The organism is Streptomyces thermocarboxydus (assembly GCF_024760485.1).
Lineage (GTDB): Bacteria > Actinomycetota > Actinomycetes > Streptomycetales > Streptomycetaceae > Streptomyces > Streptomyces cellulosae.
Window position 1 is genome coordinate 5,717,771 of record NZ_CP058273.1, and the last position, 17,763, is coordinate 5,735,533.

Genomic DNA, 17,763 nt, shown 5'->3' on the forward strand with positions numbered 1-17,763 from the left:
CACGTGCGCGACGCTCTGCTCATCGCCCTGTTCGCGTTCCTCGGCGCCACCACGGCGGGGGTGCTCGGCGCGGGCGTCCTGCGGCTGATCCGGCGGCGGTCGCTGACCGCGCACCTCGCGGTCGTCGCCGCCGTCGCGGTCGCCGCGATGCTGGCGGGAACGCTGGCCGTCGCCCGCGCGATGTTCCTGTCGGCGCACGATCTGAGCGTGGTGACGACGGTCGCGGCCATGGCGGCGGTGGTCTCGCTGGTCACCGCGTTGCTGCTGGGGCGGTGGGTCGTCGCCCGGAGTCGTGAACTTGCCCTGGCCGCACGGTCGTTCGGGGACGGTGGGGACTTCGCCGCCCCGGACGGGCCAGCGGCTGCCGAATTCGCCGCCCTGAGCCGGGAGTTGGAGGCCACCAGCGTGAAGCTCGCGGAGTCGCGGGACCGGGAGCGGGCGCTGGAGTCCTCGCGGCGTGAGCTCGTCGCCTGGATCTCGCATGATCTGCGGACGCCTCTCGCGGGGCTGCGGGCGATGGCCGAGGCGCTGGAGGACGGGGTGGCCGCCGAGCCCGACCGGTACCTCAGGCAGATCCGTACGGAGGTGGAGCGGCTCAACGAGATGGTCGGGGACCTTTTCGAGCTGTCCCGCATCCATGCGGGGGCGCTGTCGCTGTCACCGGCGCGGATGAGTGTGTACGACCTTGTCGGTGACGCCCTCGCGGGGGCGGATCCGCTCGCCCGTGAGTACGGGGTGCGGCTCGTCGGGGACGGGGTGGAGCCGGTGCCGGTGGAGGTGGACGGGCGGGAGATGAGCCGTGTGCTGGGGAATCTGCTCGTGAACGCGATTCGGCGGACGCCGGCGGACGGGACGGTCGCGGTGTCCGCACGGCGGGCGGGGGAGGGGGTCGTGGTGTCCGTGACGGACGGGTGCGGGGGGATTCCTGAGGAGGATCTGCCTCGGGTGTTCGACACGGGGTGGAGGGGGAGCGATGCGAGGACGCCTCCGGCGGGGGCGGGGCTGGGGCTGGCGATCGTGCGGGGGATTGTGGAGGCGCATCGGGGGAGGGCGGTGGTGCGGAATGTCGAGGGTGGGTGTCGGTTTGAGGTGACGTTGCCTTTGGCGGGGTGAGGGGTTTCGTTCACCGCGGGCCGGTGGGGGCTTGTCGCGCAGTTCCCCGCGCCCCTTGGGGGTGCTGACCCCGCGTTTCTCAAGAAGCTGCGGCGAACTCCCTCATTCCTTGCTCGAAGGTGACCTCCGGCTTCCAGCCCAGGTCCGTTCTTAGGCGTGTCGAGTCCGCCGTGATGTGGCGGACGTCGCCCAGGCGGTACTCGCCTGTGATGATCGGCGAGGGGCCGCCGTGGGCCTTCGACAGGGCCTCGGCCATCTCGCCGACCGTGTGCGGGATGCCGCTGCCCGTGTTGTACGCGGTGAGGGCGCCGGCGTGCGGGTCGGACTCCAGCGCTGTCACGTTGGCCGACGCCACGTCCCGTACGTGGACGAAGTCCCGGCGCTGGTTGCCGTCCTCGAAGACGCGGGGGGCCTCGCCTCGGGCCAGGGCGGAGCGGAAGAAGGACGCGACTCCGGCGTACGGGGTGTCCCGGGGCATGCCCGGGCCGTACACGTTGTGGTAGCGCAGCGACACCGCCGAGCCGCCCGTCGCCCGCGCCCACGCGGCGGCCAGGTGCTCCTGCGCCAGCTTGGTCGTGGCGTACACGTTGCGCGGGTCGGCCGGGGCGTCCTCGGCGACCAGGCCCGGGGCGAGGGCCGCCCCGCACACCGGGCACGGGGGTTCGAAGCGCCCGGCCGCCAGGTCCTCCTCGGCGCGCGGGCCCGGCCGTACGACGCCGTGCCCGGCACACTCGTAGCGGCCCTCGCCGTACACCACCATCGAGCCCGCCAGCACCAGCCGCCGTACGCCCGCCTCCGCCATCGCCGTCAGCAGGACCGCCGTGCCGAGGTCGTTGCGGGAGACGTACTCGGGCGCGTCCGCGAAGCCGGTGCCGAGGCCGACCATCGCCGCCTGGTGGCAGACCGCGTCCACGCCGTTGAGCGCCGCTCGCACCGCGTCCGGCGCGCGGACGTCCGACGCCGGGTCGGTACGGACGTCGAACACGACGGGGTCGTGCCCGCGCGCCCGCAGCGCCGTGACGACATGGGATCCGATGAAACCGGCACCGCCGGTGACCAGCACACGCATGCCCTCACGCTAAGTCCGCGGCCGGTCCGGAAGCGGCTTCGCGCCCGGCACGTCACCGGTCCGTAAGACCCCGGGACGGCAACCGCACCGTGAACACCGTGGCGCCCGGCCTGCTCGTCAGGTCGATGTCGCCGCCGTGGGCCCGGACCAGGGAGCGGGCGACCGACAGGCCGAGTCCGCTGCCGCCGCGGTCGCGGGTGCGGGCCTTGTCGACGCGGTAGAAGCGGTCGAAGACCCGGTCCCGGTGGTCCGCCGGGATGCCGGGGCCCGCGTCGGCGACCCGCACCAGCACCGCGTGGGCGGTGGCGGTGAGCTCGACCGTGACCGGGGTGCCGGGCGGGGTGTGCACGGCGGCGTTGGCGAGGAGGTTGTCCAGCACCTGGCGTATGCGCTGGGGGTCGAGACGCAGGACCAAGGGCCCGGTGGTGCGGTCCGTCACCGTGAGCGGATGCGCCGGGCGGCCCGCGCGGAACGCGTCCGCCGCCCGCTGCACCAGCTCCCTCGGGTCGGTGTCCTCCGCCCGCAGCGGCCTCTCCACCTCCGCCGCGTCCAGCCGGGCGAGCAGCAGCAGGTCGTCCAGCAGGATCCCCATCCGCGCCGCCTCCGCGCGCAGCCGCGCCAAGTGCCGCTCCCGCTCGGCCGGTTCGTTCGCGGCGGCGTACTGGAAGAGGTCCGCGTAGCCGCGCACCGACATCAGCGGGGTGCGCAGTTCGTGCGAGGCGCCCGCGGCGAAGCGGCGCAGCCGCAGCTCCGCCTCCGCGCGGACCGCGAGGGAGTCGTCGATGTGCTCCAGCATGGTGTTGAACGCGGTGCGCAGCTCGGCCACTTCATGTCCGCCGTCGCGTCCGTCCGCGCGCAGCGGCAGCCGGGCCGCGGACTCGGTCAGGTCGTGCGAGGTGATGCCGTGCGCGGTGTGCGCCATGTCGCTCAGCGGCTTCAAACCGTGCCGCAGCATCCGCCGCCCGGACACCACCAGCGCCGTCAGCGCCAGCGCGAACACCACCACCTGCACGGTGACCAGCCGTTCGACGGTCTCCTCCACGTCCTCCACGGGGGCCGCGCTCACGAGTACCACCCCCGGCTCCACCTCGCAGCCGCGCAGCCGGTACGTGCCCTCTCCCTCGATCCGCGCCGTGCGCATCAGCTCCGTGTCGGAGTGCGCCATCGCCCGCGCCAGATCGGCCAGCGGCCGGGTGTCCTCGGGCACGTCGGCGGGCCGGCGCAGCGAGACCGAGCCGCCGCCGACGTCGTACACCGCCGTGTACCAGCCGTAGTACGGCTTGCGCCGTACCGTGCCGTGCGCCGCCGCGTCCTTGGCCTGCACCGCCTGGATGAGCTTCAGCTGCTTGCCCAGCTGCTGTTCGAGATAGTCCCGCATGTACGCGGTGAGGGCCGTGCCGACGACCGCGAACACCGCGAGCGACAGCACCCCGAGGCCCAGCGTCAGACGGGTGCCGAGCCGCATCCGCCGGTAGGCGTCCCGCAGCCGCCGGGCGGCGGCCCTCACTCGCCCGCCTGCCGGATCACGTACCCGAAGCCCCGCACGGTCCGGATCAGCGGCGCGCCGGTGGCGTCCAGCTTGCGCCGCAGCCGGCTGACCACCAGCTCCACCACGTTGGACCGGCCGCCGAAGCCGTACTCCCACACTTGGTCGAGGATCTGCGCCTTCGTCAGCACGGTCGGGGAGCGGCGCATCAGATGGCGCAGCACCTCGTACTCGGTCGGGGTGAGCGCCAGCAGATGCTCACCGCGCCGCACCTCCCGGGTGTCCTCGTCCATCGTCAGGTCGCCCACCCGCAGCACCGAGCGGGGGAAGCCGGGGCCCGTGCTGCGCCGCAGCACCGTGCGCAGCCGCGCCATCAGCTCCTCGACCGCGAACGGCTTGACCAGGTAGTCGTCCCCGCCCCGGGTCAGTCCCGCCACCCGGTCGGCGACCCCGTCCCGCGCGGTGAGGAACACCACCGGCACCATCCGCCCGGAGCGGCGCAGCCCGTCCAGCACGCCGAAGCCGTCGACGTCCGGCAGCATCAGGTCGAGCACCACGATGTCCGGGCGGAACGCGTCCGCGCGGCGCAGCGCCTCCTCGCCGGTGTGGGCGGTGACCGCCTCCCACCCCTCGTACCGGGCGACCGTCGCCACCAGGTCGGCTATCGGAGGGTCGTCGTCCACCACGAGCAGTCGCACTCTGTCCACCCGCCCATACTGCGCCACCGCCCCCCTCGCGCCCGAGGCCGCCGCAGGACCGGGATCCGATCGACAGCGAACCGACAGGAAACCGGAAGACGGCCTACATGTCGTCAGGTCGCGGAAGGTGGTTTGACCCGACGGGATCCGGGCAGGTGGCGGCGTGGCCCCCGGCCGCCCCGACGCCGGGGTCCCGCGTATTTTCCCGGGGTCTCGTCGGTGCCGACGTCTACACTCGACCGGCACACGGCGCGGGCGACCTCGGCCGACCATCTTCTGCCACCCGAAGGGCAAGCGGCGTCTTGATACGGATCGACTCAGTCACGAAGCGGTACCCGGACGGCACGGTGGCGGTCGACCGGCTGTCGCTGGAGATCCCCGACCGCTCGATCACCGTCCTCGTCGGCCCCTCGGGCTGCGGCAAGACGACCACCCTGCGCATGATCAACCGGATGGTCGAGCCCACCGAGGGCACCATCCTCCTCGACGGCGAGGACGTCCAGCGGCAGCCGGTGACCACCCTGCGCCGCAACATGGGCTACGTCATCCAGAACGCGGGCCTCTTCCAGCACCGCACCATCGCCGACAACATCGCGACCGTGCCCCGCATGCTCGGCTGGGGCAAGCAGCGGGCCCGGGAGCGGGCGGCGGAGCTGATGGAGCGGGTGGGGCTGGACTCCTCGCTGGCCGGGCGGTACCCGTACCAGCTGTCCGGCGGCCAGCAGCAGCGCGTCGGGGTGGCGCGGGCGCTCGCCGCGGACCCGCCGGTGCTGCTGATGGACGAGCCGTTCTCGGCCGTCGACCCGGTGGTGCGCAAGGGACTCCAGGACGAACTGCTGCGCCTCCAGGACGAGCTGGGCAAGACCGTCGTCTTCGTCACCCACGACATCGACGAGGCCATCAAGCTCGGCACGATGGTCGCCGTGCTGCGTGAGGGCGGCCGGCTCGCCCAGTACGCGCCCCCCGCCGAGCTGCTGTCGAACCCGGCGGACGCCTTCGTCGAGGACTTCCTCGGCGCCGACCGCGGCATCCGCCGGCTCTCCTTCTTCACCTCGGACGCGCTGGAGCTGACCACCGACGCGGTGGTCCCGGCCGACGCGCCCGCCGAACGCCTCGCCGCCGTGGAGGCACCGTACCTGCTGGTGACCGACGCCGACGGCCGCCCGCTGGGCTGGCGGGAGCGGGGGAGCGACGACGGCCGGCTGCTGTCGTACGGACGCCCTTTCCGCCCCGGCGTCGACTCGCTGCGGGCCGCGCTCGACTGCGCTGTCCTCTCGCCCACCGGCTGGGCGGTCGCCGTCGACGCGGACGGCAAGGTGACGGGCGTGGTCTCCCAGCAGACCATCGGCGAGGCCGTCCGCGCCGCGCACACCGAGGCGGAACCGGACGCGGCCCCGGCCCCGGATGCCGACCCGGGATCGGAAGCGACCCGCGGCGAGGACGAGAAGGTCGCCGGATGAACGGCTTCTTCGTCATCCCCAGCGACCTCCAGCACAGCTGGGCCGGCCTGATCGGGGTGCATCTGCGCGAGGCCCTGCTGCCGGTCGTCGCGGGCCTGCTGCTCGCCCTGCCGCTGGCGCTGCTGTGCAACCGGTTCCGCTGGCTGTACCCGCCGGTGCTCGGCCTGACGACCGTCCTCTACGCGGTGCCGTCCCTCGCCTTCTTCGTCGTGCTCATCGACTACACGGGCCAGACCGAGCTGACCGTGATGATCCCGCTGGCCCTCTACAGCCTGGTGGTGCTGGTCCCGGCGATCGCCGACGGCGTGCGCTCGGTGCCCGACGAGACCCTCTCCGCCGCCACCGCGATGGGCTTCGGTCCCGTACGGCGGTATCTCCAGGTGCAGTTGCCGATCGCCGCCCCCGCGATCATCGCGGGGCTGCGGGTCGCCACCGCGTCCAGCATCTCCCTGGTGAGCGTCGGCGCCCTCATCGGCAACCAGGGCGCCCTCGGCAATCTGATGGCCGCCGCGCAGAAGTACGACCGGCCCGAACTCGCGGCGAACGCCGTGCTGACGACGGCCGTCCTCGCGGTCCTGTGCGACGCCGCGCTGGTTCTCCTGCGCCGGGTGCTGACCCCGTGGATGCCCCGTTCCGGACGGGAGCGGACCGCCGCCCCGCGCGAGGAACTCCTCACGAAGGGCGCCGCCCGGTGAACGTCCTCACCTTCGTCCAGGCCTTCTTCGGCGACAGCGCGCACTGGCACGGCTACGACGGCATCCCGTCCCGCTTCCTGGAACACGTCCAGTACACCCTGCTGGCCCTCGCGGTCGCCGCGGCGATCGGTCTGCCCGTCGGGCTGCTGACCGGGCACACCGGACGCGGCGGCAACGCGATCGCCGTCGTCGCCAACGCCGCCCGCGCGCTGCCCAGTTTCGGCCTGCTGGTGCTCTCCGTGCTGCTCATCGGCTTCGGTCTGCTGCCCGTGATGATCCCGCTGGTCGTGCTCGCCGTGCCGCCCATCCTGGTGACCACGTACGAGGCGGTCCGCACCGTCGACCCCGCACCCGTCGACGCGGCGCGCGGGATGGGCATGCCCGAGTCCGGGATCCTGTTCCGGGTGGAGGTGCCGGTGGCGCTCCCGCTGATCCTCAGCGGCCTGCGGTCCGCCGCCGTCCAGATCGTGTCCACGGCCACCATCGCCGCCTACGTCAGCCTCGGCGGACTGGGCCGGTACGTCATCGACGGCCTCTACCAGCGCGACTACGAGAAGGTCGTCGGCGGGGCGACGCTGGTGGCGGTCCTCGCCCTGGTCACGCTCGCCCTGTTCTGGGCCGTGGGGCGGTTCGCGGTGTCGCCCGGAGTGCGCCGCCGCTGACATTCGATCAGTTGTACGACAAATGTGACCCCGACGTCCTTGACCGGGCGCGGGACGGCTGGATTGGATCGGTGAATGACTTCTACGGCGAAGAGCAGCAGATCGAGGACGAGGCACCACGGCGCGGCGGCGGTCGCGCTCGCCGCCGCGGCGGCGCTGCTCACGGGATGTTCCTCCGGGGACACCTCCGACAACCCGCTCGACGGCGACAAGGCGGAGGCGGGCACGGTCGTCGTCGGCTCGAACAACTTCGCCGAGTCCACCCTGCTCGCCGACATCTACGGCGAGGCGCTGCGCGCCAAGGGCCTGAAGGTCACCTACAAGCACAACATCGGCAGCCGTGAGACCACCTACGGCCTGATGAGGAACGGCTCGGTGACGGTCCTTCCGGAGTACAACGGCTCCCTCCTCGCCTACCTGGACGAGAAGGCCGCCCAGACCTCCGCCGACGAGGTCAACACGGCCGTGAAGGCGAAGCTGGACAAGCAGCTCACCCTGCTGGAGTCCTCGCCCGCCGAGGACAAGGACTCGGTCGCCCTCAACGCGGCGACGGCGGAGAAGTACGGCCTCACCGCCGAGTCCACGCTCGCCGACCTCAAGGAGGCCGCGCCCCGGCTGGTGATCGGCGGCTCGCCCGAGTTCCAGACCCGGCAGCAGGGCCTCAAGGGCCTGCAGTCGGTCTACGGCCTGACGTTCAAGAACTTCAAGGCGCTGGACGCGGGCGGCCCGCTCACCCAGGCGGCCCTCGCGCAGAACGAGGTCCAGGCGGCGGACGTGTTCACCACGGACCCGACCATCGTCAAGGAGAAGTTCGTCGTCCTGAAGGACCCGGAGAACCTCTTCGGGTACGCCAACGTCACCCCGCTGGTCCGCAAGGACGCGCTGCCGAAGGAAGGCGTCGAGGCGCTGAACGCGGTCTCCGCGAAGCTGGACACCGAGACGCTGCTCGACCTGGACGCCCAGGTGCAGCTGGAGAAGAAGGACCCGCTGGACGTCGCCAAGGCCTGGCTGAAGTCCGCCGGACTCGTCTGAGACCCGTCGCGGGGTGCGGCGGAACGGACCGCCGCCCCCCGCGGGTTCGACCTGCCGCACCCCGCGGGCTCAGCTCGCGGCCGCCGCCTGCGCGATCAGCAGGTCGATCAGCGCGATCAGCACGTCCCGCGAGGACTCCCGCTCCCGCGCGTCGCACAGCAGCACCGGCACCTCCGCCGGCAGCGTCAGCGCCTCCCGGATGTCCTCCACCGGGTACGGGTGCTCGCCGTGGAAGCCGTTGACGGCCACCACGAACGGGATGCCCCGGCGTTCGAAGAAGTCGATCGCGGCGAAACTCGACTTCGGCCGCCGTACGTCCACCAGGACCACCGCGCCCAGCGCGCCGAGGGCCAGGTCGTTCCACATGAACCAGAACCGCTGCTGCCCCGGCGTGCCGAACAGGTAGAGCACCAGGTCGTCCGACACGGTGATCCGGCCGAAGTCCATGGCCACCGTGGTGACACGTTTCTCCTCGACGCCGTCCAGGTCGTCGACGCCCAGGCCCGCCATGGTCAGCGGTTCCTCGGTGCGCAGCGGCCTGATCTCGCTGACCGAGCCGACCATGGTCGTCTTGCCCACGCCGAAACCGCCGGCGATCAGGATCTTGACCGTGTCGGGCGCGTCGCCGTCGGCGGACGCCCGGGCGTCGGTGTCAGAGCCGGCCAAGGCCTTCCCTCACTTTCTGCAGCAGGTCCGGATCCGGGGTGGTGACGGAACGCGGCGGACGGACGGTGATCCGCCCCGCCTCCAGCAGGTCGCAGAGCATGATGACGACCACGCTCACCGGCAGGTCGAGCCGCGCGGCCAGTTCGGCGACCGCCATCGGACGGGCGCACAGGCGCAGGATCCGCGTGTGCTCGGGCTGCGGCCGGGCCGCCGACTCCGGCTGCGGGTCCGCCGCCGTCACCGTCGTGATGAGCGTGAAGTCGGCGCGGCTCGGCCGGGTGCGGCCCCCGGTCAGGGTGAACGGCCGTACCAGCCGCCCCGAAGGGTCGCTCCCGCCCACCTCACACGCCTGGGTCTTCGGCGGAACCGCTGGTGTCCCGCGGGGCCGCGCTGAGGTGCTCGCCGATCTTCTTGACCAGCATGTTCATCTGGTACGCGACCACGCCGACGTCCGCCTTCGGGCCGGTCAGCACCACCAGGTGGGCGCCGGGTCCGGCCGAGGTGAGGATCAGGTAGCTGTGCGCCATCTCGATGAGCGCCTGGCGGACCGGGCCGCCGCGGAAGTCCATACTGACGCCCTTGCTCAGGCTCATCAGACCGGACGCGGTCGCGGCCAGGCGCTCGGCGTCGTCGCGCAGGAAGCCGGTGGACTTGGAGACCACCAGACCGTCCTCGGAGAGCACCACGGCCTGGTTGACGTCGGCGACCCGTTCCACGAGTCCGGTCAGCAGCTGGTCCAGCTGGGTGTGGGTGGCGGGCAGGGGGCGTGTCATGGCGGTGTTCCTTCGTCGGCGTTCAGCGGTCGGCGTCTGCGGTCGGGGTCGGGTGCCCGGAGGCGGGCGCGGGCACGTGGGTCGGCTGCCCGTCCTCGGGCTCGTCACCGGCGGCGTCCCGCGCCCGGAGCGTGCCCTGCTGGAAACAGGCCAGGGAGGAGGCGGCGTGCTCGGCGGTGAACTCGTCGTCGCCCGGCTCCTCGGCGGAGGGCTCCTCGAGCAGTTCGGCGGCGAGGCTGGTCTGCGGCACCCGCCGCGGGAGCGGGGCGAGACCGCCCTTGCGGGCGTGGCCTTCGGGCTTGGGGGAGGCGTCGGCGCGCGCGGGCGTGGGGCGGTCCTCGGCGGGGTCCGTGCCGCTTTCCCCGGGCGCGGTCCGGGAAGCGTCCTCGGAGTCGCCCCGGGTGTCCTCCGCGGCCACGGCGTCACCGCGCGACCGCTCCCGGGCCGGCAGGGGCCGCAGCGGGGAGGAGGCGTCCTCGGCGGCAGCGTCCTGCGCGGCGGCCTCCTTCGCGGGAGCGCCCCCGGAGCCGGACGTTCCCCGCGCCGTGTCCGACGGCTCGTCGGCCACGACGACCACCTCGCGCGGCAGCAGCACGATCGCCGTCGTCCCGCCGTACGGCGACGGGCGCAGCGTGACCGTGATGCCGTGGCGGTGCGCGAGCTGGGAGATGACGAACATGCCGAGCCGCAGGTCGTCGGCGAGGGCCACCACGTCGAACTGCGGAGGCTCGGCCAGATGGGCGTTGAGGGACGCGTAGTCCTCCTCGGACATGCCGAGTCCCCGGTCCTCGACCTCGACGGCGAGGCCCTTGGCGACCATCGCCGCCCGCACCGTGACGGGGCTCGGCGCCGGCGAGTACACCGTCGCGTTGTCGATCAGTTCGGCGAGCAGATGGATCACGTCGGCCACCGCGGGCGGCGCGAGCGACACCTCCTCGTCGGCGAACACCTCCACCCGCTGGTACTCGGCGACCTCGCCCACCGCGCTGCGCAGGATGTCGATCAGCGCGACCGGCTCGCTCCAGGTGCGGCCGGGGCGCTCCCCGCTGACGATGACCAGGTTCTCCTCGTACCTGCGCAACTGGCTGGCCGCGGAGTCGAGTTCGTACAGGCCCTTGAGGACCTCGGGGTCGGTGTGCCGGCGCTCCAGCGCGTCGAGCTTGCTGAGCTGGAGGTTGACCAGGTTCTGGCTCTGCCGCGCGATGCCCAGGATGATCTTCTGGAAGCCGCGCCGGGTGTCGGCGAGTTCCACGGCGGTGTGCACGGCGGTGCGCTGCGCGGTGTTGAACGCCTTGGCCACCTGGCCGAGTTCGTCGTGGCCGTAGTCCAGGGGCGTGGTCGCCGACTCGGGGTCGACCTTCTCGCCGCGTTCCAGCCGGGCCACGACGTCCGGCAGCCGCTCCTGCGCCAGGCTCAGCGTGGCCAGCCGCAGTCCGCGCAGCCGGCGGGACAGCGAGCGGGTGATGCGCCAGGACAGCACCGCGCACAGCAGCAGCGCGAGCAGCCCCGCCGCGCTCAGCGAGGCGGCCGTCACCAGCAGGCTGCGCGCCTCGCCGGCGCTGCGGGTGAGCAGCCCGTCGGTCTGCTGCCGGATCATGGCGTTGTACTGCGGGGCGATCCGGTCCATGGCGTCGGCCCACCGGTCGCGCAGGTCCGGCAGTTCGATCTCCTGGGCCTTCCCCTCGGACGGGGTGGCCAGCACCTGGTCCTCCACCGCCTCCAGGGCGCGCCACTCGGGGCTGGACAGGATCCGCTCGGTCTGCGCCTTCAGGTCGCCGTCGAGCGCGGGCATGATCTGGTCGGCGACCAGCCAGCGCCGGGTGTGCACCAGTTCGGCGAATGTCTGCCGGTGGTCGGCGTCCAGACGGCCGGACGGCCAGGCGAGGGTGAGCAGCGCGTCCTCCTGGGACACCAGTTCCGCCGCGTGCTCCAGTGACACCAGCGGCTGCGCCTGGGAGGTGAGGTCGCCGTCGTCGACCTGGGACAGCTCCTGGAAGGCGTGGATCTGGTCGTCGATGACCGACGTGTACTGCTCCAGCGCCTCCTCGGCGGTGATGTCACGGGGGTTGTCGATCTGGTCGCGGTAGTACTCCAGGCTGCCCACCGAGCCGAGCACCGAGTACAGCCGGTCCGAGATGCGCGCCGGCGCCTGGGCGATCGCGTCGGCCTGCCCCATGAGCCGTGCCACGGACCGGTCGGTGGCGCGCCGCTGGGTGTCCAGTGCGGACCGCGAACCGTCAGGACCGGCCAGCCACTCGGCGGTCAGCGCCCGCTCCCGCTGGAGGTCGAGCGCGGCGTGCGTGCCCATCGCGCCGGTGGACCGGCTCAGCTGGGTCTGCGACCGCAGCTCCAGACCCTCGGAGAACATGCGGATCGTGGTCACGCCCCACAGCCCGGCGAGGGCGACGCAGGGCACCAGGGCGAGCAGGATCAGCGAGAGGCGTATGGAGCCGAGACGGCGCCGGGCACCTGTCCGTCGAGACATCGTGGTCCTAGAGCTGTCGGGTGGTGGGGACGGTACGCACGGCGGCGGTCAGCGGGTTCCGGCGGCGGCGAAGGAGGCGACCGAGTCCGCCTCCGTCTTCGTGACGAACGCCGGCCCGGTGAGCACGGGCGCGGTGCCGCCGCCGCTGACGTTGCCGTTGGTCCGGTACAGCCACAGCGCGTCCACGGCGAGATAGCCCTGGAGGTACGGCTGCTGGTCGACGGCGAACCGGACGTTGCCGCCGCGCACGGCGTCCACCAGTTCCTCGTTCAGGTCGAAGGTGGCCACCTGGGCCTCGCTGTCCGCCTCGGCCGCCGCGTCCACGGCCAGGAGCGCGAAGTCGGCGCCGTTGGTGACCACTTGGTCGATGGACGGGTCCTGGCGCAGTTTCGCCGCGAGGATGCCGGAGACGGCCTGCTCGTCGGTGCCGTCCACGTACAGGTTCTCGCTCGTGCCGCGGAACGTCTTCTTCACTCCGGCACAGCGGGCCTCCAGGCCGACGTTGCCCCGCTCGTGCACCAGGCACAGCGTGTGCTTGGCCTTCAGCTGGTTCAGCTTCTCGCCGACCGCGCGGCCCGCGAGGCTCTCGTCCTGGCCGAAGAACGCCAGCAGCCCGGCCTTCTTCCAGGCGTTCACACCGGAGTTGAGGCCGACCACGGGGATGTCCGCGGCGCGCGCCTCGTTGACGGGGTCCTTCATGGCCTGCGGCTTGGCCAGGGTGAGCGCGATGCCGTCGACGCCGTCGCGGATCGCCCGGCGCACCAGGTCGGCCTGTCCGGACCCGTCCGGGTCGCTGAGATAGGTCAGTTCGATGCCGTCCTTGGCGGCCGCGGCCTCCGCGCCCTTGCGCACCCGGTCCCAGAACGCGTCGCCCTCGCTGCCGTGGGTGACCAGCGCGACCCGCAGGCCCCCGGAGCCGCGCGCGGCGCCCGCGCCGCCGTCTTCCGCGTCCGTGCCGGAGGAGGAGCACCCCGCCACCAGCAGACCGATCGCGGCCGCCAGGACCGCCGTTCGACGTCTCGGGATGCGGCGGGACGGGGGACGAGTGTTCATGAGGAGCGCGGACCTCGCTGTAACGGCTGAGCCAAGTGCAGGGGAGAGACGCCGGCGGGCCGGCCGCCGCGGGGTGCGGCCGTCCGGGTGACTCTCGCTGGCCGGAGCCAACCGCGTGGAACCACTGGTCGTCAAGTGAACAGCCACGCGAAGTGAGGTGCCGCTGCCGCATTGTGATGAACCGTGAGAACGTATGAAGCGGAAGCTCAGACTCCGTACGGAGCGAGGGGGGCGTGCGCACGGAAACCCCGCGTGCTGTTTCGCCTCGCGGCGTACGCCCCGTATGCCCGGTGTGTTCAACTGAGCCCGCCCGTGGGGGTGATGAACGTCAGCACACGGTGAGTTATCGTGTACGGGGCGTTAGAAACAAACGGCATGGACCGTCGCTTTCCGGCCACAGGAGTGCAGTCGATGGCAAGGCAGGTACGCGCCGAGAAGACCCGCGCGACGATCATCACGGCCGCCGCCGACCTGTTCGACCGGCAGGGCTACGAAGCGACCAGTCTCAGCGACATCGTCGAGCACGCGCGCGTCACCAAAGGGGCGCTGTACTTCCACTTCGCCGCCAAGGAAGACCTCGCCCACGCCATCCTGGAACTCCAGTCCGCGACCTGCCACCGGCTCGCCCGCGACACCGGCGCCCGCGGCCGCACCTCCCTGGAGGCGCTGATGCGCCTCACCTTCTGCGTGGCCCGCCTGTCCGCCGAGGACCCCGTGCTGCGGGCCGGACTGCGGCTCGCCACCGGCACCACCCGGCCGCGCCCTCCGCTCAGCCACCCCTTCACCGAGTGGCTCGACATCGTCTCGGCCCGGCTGGCCGCCGCCGTCGAGGAGTCCGACGTCCACCCGGACGCCGACATCGACGTCGTCGCCCACTCCCTGGTCTGCTTCTTCGTCGGCACCCAGGTCGTCGGCCGCGCCCGCGAGCCCGCCGCCCGCGGACCCCGCCGCACCGCCGAGATGTGGCAGCTCCTCATCCGCGGCCTGGTCCCCGTCACCCGCCGAGCCCGCTACCTCTCCCTCGCCGCCCGGCTGGAACGCGAGCCGGCCCCGCTGTGAGGTCCGGCGCGCTGTGGCGTCCGCTCCGCCGTGACGCCCGGCGCCCGGCCGTCCGGCGGGTTACGGTGAGCCCCATGCCCGACACCCCCGCCGCCCCCGTGATCGTCGCCGACGAGCCCGGCACCTTCCCGTACGGCGTGCTGGCCGAACGGCACCCCGCGATCCTCCGCCAGGTCGCCGAGGACACCCCCTACGGCCCCGAGCAGCGCCGCGCGCTCGACGCCCTGCTGGAGAACTGCACCGAGGGCGCGATCACGCCCCTGCCCGCCGACGCCCACGACCGCGACCGCTGGGCCGCCTGGGGCATGGACGCCCACGCCGGCCGCTCCTGGCACGACGTGCCCTGGCTGTGGTCCGAGAGCTGGTTCTACCGCCAACTGCTCCAGGCCGTCGGCTACTTCGAGCCCGGCCCCTGGCAGGGCATCGACCCCTTCCGCCCCGCCAAGCTCGCCGAGCTGGACGCGCCCGCCACGGACGAGGAACTCGCCGCGCTCGACGCCCTCGACGACCTTCCCGAGGACGAGCGCGCCCGCGCCCTGCTGCACGGCTCCCTCTGGGGCAACCGCGCCGACCTCGGCTTCCGCATGTCCGCCGAGGGCGCCGAGGAGACCGCCGCCGTCCCCGCCCTCGTCGCCGACGACAGCGACCGCCTGTGGTCCCTGCTCGACGCCTCCCGGCCCGGCACCCTCTGCCTCGTCGCCGACAACGCCGGCCGTGAACTCGTCCCCGACCTGCTGCTGATCGCCCACCTGCTCGCCCACGGGCGTATCGACCGCGCGGTCCTGCACATCAAGCCGCACCCGTACTACGTCTCCGACGCCACCGCCGCCGACGTCCTCGACGCCGTACGCCGCCTCACCGCCGCCAAGGGCGCCGCCGGGGCGTACGGACACCGCCTGCGCGCCGCCCTCACCGACGGGCGGCTCGCACTGCGCGCCCACCCCTTCTCCTGCGCGCCCCTGCCGTACGCCGACATGCCGGACGACCTGCGCGCCGACTTCGCGGAGGCGTCCCTCACCGTCCTCAAGGGCGACCTCAACTACCGCCGCCTCGTGGGTGACCGGTACTGGCCGCCGACCACCCCGTTCGCCGGCGTGACGGCGTACTTCCCCGGTCCGGTCGCCGCCCTGCGCACCCTCAAGTCGGACGTGATCACCGGACTCGCCCCGGAGACGGAGGCGGCGCTGGACGCGGAGGAGGGCGGGCGCTGGCGTACCGGCGGCACCCATGCGCTGATCCAGGTACGGACCTGAGCTTCCAACTCCCGTTTCCGGGCAGGTTTCACGCGAAGGTGTGATCACCAAGCGGGCGGCGGATGCGGCCGGAGCGGCACGGGTAGCCCCCGGCCATGACGCAGCCCTTCGAACTCCCGCACTTCTACATGCCGCACCCCGCGCGCCTCAATCCGCACGTGGACGAGGCCCGGGCCCACTCCACGGCCTGGGCGCGCGAGATGGGCATGCTGGAGGGCAGCGGGGTCTGGGAGCAGGCCGACCTCGACGCGCACGACTACGGCCTGCTCTGCGCCTACACGCACCCCGACTGCGACGGCCCCGCGCTGTCCCTGATCACCGACTGGTACGTGTGGGTGTTCTTCTTCGACGACCACTTCCTGGAGAAGTACAAGCGCACCCAGGACCGCGTCGGCGGCAAGGCCCATCTGGACCGGCTGCCGCTGTTCATGCCCCTGGAGCCGGGGACGCCGGTCCCCGAGCCGGAGAACCCGGTGGAGGCGGGCCTCGCCGACCTGTGGGCGCGGACCGTGCCGGCGATGTCCGCCGACTGGCGCCGCCGGTTCGCCGTCGCCACCGAGCACCTCCTCAACGAGTCGCTGTGGGAGCTGTCCAACATCAACGAGGGGCGGATCGCCAACCCCGTCGAGTACATCGAGATGCGCCGCAAGGTGGGCGGCGCCCCCTGGTCGGCGGGGCTCGTGGAGTACGCCACCGCCGAGGTGCCGGCCGCCGTCGCCGGGACCCGCCCGCTGCGGGTGCTCATGGAGACGTTCTCTGACGCCGTGCACCTGCGCAACGACCTGTTCTCCTACCAGCGGGAGGTCGAGGACGAGGGCGAGCTCAGCAACGGCGTGCTGGTCCTGGAGACCTTCTTCGGCTGCACCACGCAGGAGGCCGCCGACCTGGTCAACGACGTCCTCACCTCGCGGCTGCACCAGTTCGAGCACACCGCGTTCACGGAGGTCCCCGCCGTCGCCCTGGAGCAGGGGCTCACCCCGGCGGAGACGGCCGCCGTCGCCGCGTACGCCAAGGGGCTGCAGGACTGGCAGGCGGGCGGCCACGAGTGGCACATGCGCTCCAGCCGCTACATGAACGAGAACGCCCGCCCCGGCCCCTCCTGGCAGACCCTGACCGGCCCCGGCACCTCCGCCGCCGACGTCGGCGCGCTGCTCGCCCGCGCCGCCGCCGAACGGCTGCGCCCGTACCGGCACGTGCCGTACCAGAAGGTCGGACCGTCGGTCGTCCCCGACATCCGCATGCCGTTCCCGCTGTCCCTCAGCCCGGCCCTCGAAGGCTCCCGGCGGCACCTGCTGGAGTGGTCGCACCGCATGGGCATCCTCGGCGAGGGCGTCTGGGACGAGGACAAGCTCGCCAGCTGCGACCTGCCCCTGTGCGCGGCGGGCCTGGACCCGGACGCCACCCAGGAACAGCTCGACCTCGCCTCCGGCTGGCTGGCCTTCGGCACCTACGGCGACGACTACTACCCGCTGGTCTACGGCCACCGCCGCGACCTGGCCGCCGCCCGGCTCACCACGGCCCGCCTGTCCGCCTGCATGCCGCTGGACGGCGAGGAGGCGCCCCTGCCCGCCAACGCGATGGAACGGTCCCTGATCGACCTGTGGGCGCGCACCACGGCCGGGATGACTCCCGAGCAGCGCCGCCCGCTGAGGACGGCCGTCGACACGATGACCGAGTCATGGGTGTGGGAGCTGTCCAACCAGATCCAGAACCGCGTCCCGGACCCCGTGGACTACCTGGAGATGCGCCGCGCCACCTTCGGCTCCGACCTCACCCTCGGACTGTGCCGCGCCGGACACGGCCCCGCGGTCCCGCCGGAGGTGTACCGCACGGGCCCGGTCCGCTCCCTGGAGAACGCGGCGATCGACTTCGCGTGCCTGCTCAACGACGTGTTCTCGTACCAGAAGGAGATCGAGTTCGAGGGGGAGATGCACAACGCCGTCCTCGTCGTGCAGAACTTCTTCGGCATCGACTACGCGACCGCGCTGCCCGTCGTCGCGGACCTGATGAACCAGCGCATGCGGCAGTTCGAGCACGTCGCCGAGCACGAACTGCCCGTCGTGTACGACGACTTCCAGTTGTCGGAGGAGGCGCGGGCGGTCATGCGCGGCTATGTGACCGACCTGCAGAACTGGATGGCGGGCATTCTCAACTGGCACCGCAGCGTGGACCGCTACAGGGACGAGTACCTGTCCGGGCGGGTGCACGGCTTCCTGCAGCACCGGTCACCGGCGCCCCCGGTCCTCGTCTGACGGCCGG

16 protein-coding genes are annotated in these 17,763 nt (G+C 72.6%); 8 read left to right on the forward strand and 8 right to left on the reverse strand.

The features are described from left to right. The first annotated feature begins 3 nt into the window (after positions 1-3). A complete protein-coding gene (locus AY578_RS26200) occupies positions 4-1,113 on the forward strand; it encodes a sensor histidine kinase (RefSeq protein ID WP_019523419.1) in 1,110 nt (369 codons plus the stop codon). 79 nt (positions 1,114-1,192) lie between these two features. On the opposite strand, the gene AY578_RS26205 is transcribed toward AY578_RS26200, so the two are convergent. Genes AY578_RS26205 through AY578_RS26215 form a run of 3 tightly spaced genes read right to left on the reverse strand, consistent with a single transcriptional unit; the run spans position 1,193 to position 4,375 of the window. Further along, on the reverse strand, positions 1,193-2,182 hold the full coding sequence (locus tag AY578_RS26205; RefSeq protein ID WP_215188202.1) for an NAD-dependent epimerase/dehydratase family protein: 990 nt from the start codon (positions 2,180-2,182) through the stop codon (positions 1,193-1,195). Positions 2,183-2,234: 52 nt separating this feature from the next. Continuing rightward, on the reverse strand, positions 2,235-3,647 hold the full coding sequence (locus AY578_RS26210) for a sensor histidine kinase (RefSeq protein ID WP_258907505.1): 1,413 nt from the start codon (positions 3,645-3,647) through the stop codon (positions 2,235-2,237). Positions 3,648-3,685: 38 nt separating this feature from the next. Continuing rightward, positions 3,686-4,375 carry a response regulator transcription factor gene (locus tag AY578_RS26215; protein WP_215188203.1) on the reverse strand — a complete coding sequence of 230 codons (690 nt, stop codon included), beginning with the start codon at positions 4,373-4,375 and terminating at the stop codon, positions 3,686-3,688. Positions 4,376-4,668: 293 nt separating this feature from the next. Here AY578_RS26215 and AY578_RS26220 point away from each other — a divergent pair, with 293 nt between their 5' ends. From AY578_RS26220 to AY578_RS26235, 4 genes are all read left to right on the forward strand, one after another. Then, positions 4,669-5,826: an ABC transporter ATP-binding protein gene (locus AY578_RS26220; RefSeq protein WP_215048586.1), complete on the forward strand. Its 1,158-nt coding sequence runs from the start codon at positions 4,669-4,671 to the stop codon at positions 5,824-5,826. Further along, a complete protein-coding gene (locus AY578_RS26225) occupies positions 5,823-6,521 on the forward strand; it encodes an ABC transporter permease (protein ID WP_258905735.1) in 699 nt (232 codons plus the stop codon). Before AY578_RS26220 ends, AY578_RS26225 begins: the two co-directional genes overlap by 4 nt. Next, positions 6,518-7,183 carry an ABC transporter permease gene (locus AY578_RS26230; RefSeq protein WP_137209112.1) on the forward strand — a complete coding sequence of 222 codons (666 nt, stop codon included), beginning with the start codon at positions 6,518-6,520 and terminating at the stop codon, positions 7,181-7,183. The genes AY578_RS26225 and AY578_RS26230 overlap by 4 nt, the downstream gene beginning before the upstream one ends. Before the next feature lie 75 nt (positions 7,184-7,258). Further along, entirely contained in the window at positions 7,259-8,215 is a 957-nt protein-coding gene (locus AY578_RS26235; protein ID WP_258905736.1) for an ABC transporter substrate-binding protein, read from the forward strand. Positions 8,216-8,284: 69 nt separating this feature from the next. On the opposite strand, the gene AY578_RS26240 is transcribed toward AY578_RS26235, so the two are convergent. From AY578_RS26240 to AY578_RS26260, 5 genes are read right to left on the reverse strand one after another with little or no spacing between them, the layout of a single operon-like run. Next, positions 8,285-8,881 (reverse strand): GTP-binding protein, encoded by a 597-nt coding sequence (locus AY578_RS26240; protein WP_019523411.1) that lies wholly within the window; start codon positions 8,879-8,881, stop codon positions 8,285-8,287. After that, a complete protein-coding gene (locus AY578_RS26245) occupies positions 8,868-9,221 on the reverse strand; it encodes a DUF742 domain-containing protein (RefSeq protein ID WP_019523410.1) in 354 nt (117 codons plus the stop codon). The genes AY578_RS26240 and AY578_RS26245 overlap by 14 nt, the downstream gene beginning before the upstream one ends. Before the next feature lies 1 nt (position 9,222). Continuing rightward, positions 9,223-9,654, reverse strand: coding sequence for a roadblock/LC7 domain-containing protein (locus tag AY578_RS26250; RefSeq protein WP_019523409.1), 432 nt, complete (start codon positions 9,652-9,654; stop codon positions 9,223-9,225). A gap of 22 nt (positions 9,655-9,676) precedes the next feature. Beyond that, a complete protein-coding gene (locus AY578_RS26255; protein WP_161107160.1) occupies positions 9,677-12,139 on the reverse strand; it encodes a sensor histidine kinase in 2,463 nt (820 codons plus the stop codon). Between the two features lie 48 nt (positions 12,140-12,187). Beyond that, the gene (locus AY578_RS26260) at positions 12,188-13,192 is read right to left on the reverse strand and encodes a substrate-binding domain-containing protein (protein ID WP_258905744.1); all 1,005 of its coding nucleotides are present in this window, start codon (positions 13,190-13,192) and stop codon (positions 12,188-12,190) included. 411 nt (positions 13,193-13,603) lie between these two features. Here AY578_RS26260 and AY578_RS26265 point away from each other — a divergent pair, with 411 nt between their 5' ends. The 3 genes from AY578_RS26265 to cyc2 all read left to right on the forward strand — a co-directional run bounded on the left by AY578_RS26265 (position 13,604) and on the right by cyc2 (position 17,756). Further along, entirely contained in the window at positions 13,604-14,251 is a 648-nt protein-coding gene (locus AY578_RS26265) for a ScbR family autoregulator-binding transcription factor (RefSeq protein ID WP_019523406.1), read from the forward strand. Between the two features lie 74 nt (positions 14,252-14,325). Further along, positions 14,326-15,504, forward strand: a complete 1,179-nt coding sequence (locus tag AY578_RS26270) for a damage-control phosphatase ARMT1 family protein (RefSeq protein WP_137209108.1) — start codon at positions 14,326-14,328, stop codon at positions 15,502-15,504. A gap of 95 nt (positions 15,505-15,599) precedes the next feature. After that, positions 15,600-17,756: a germacradienol/geosmin synthase Cyc2 gene (gene cyc2 / locus AY578_RS26275; protein ID WP_028961601.1), complete on the forward strand. Its 2,157-nt coding sequence runs from the start codon at positions 15,600-15,602 to the stop codon at positions 17,754-17,756. Positions 17,757-17,763 lie beyond the last annotated feature (7 nt).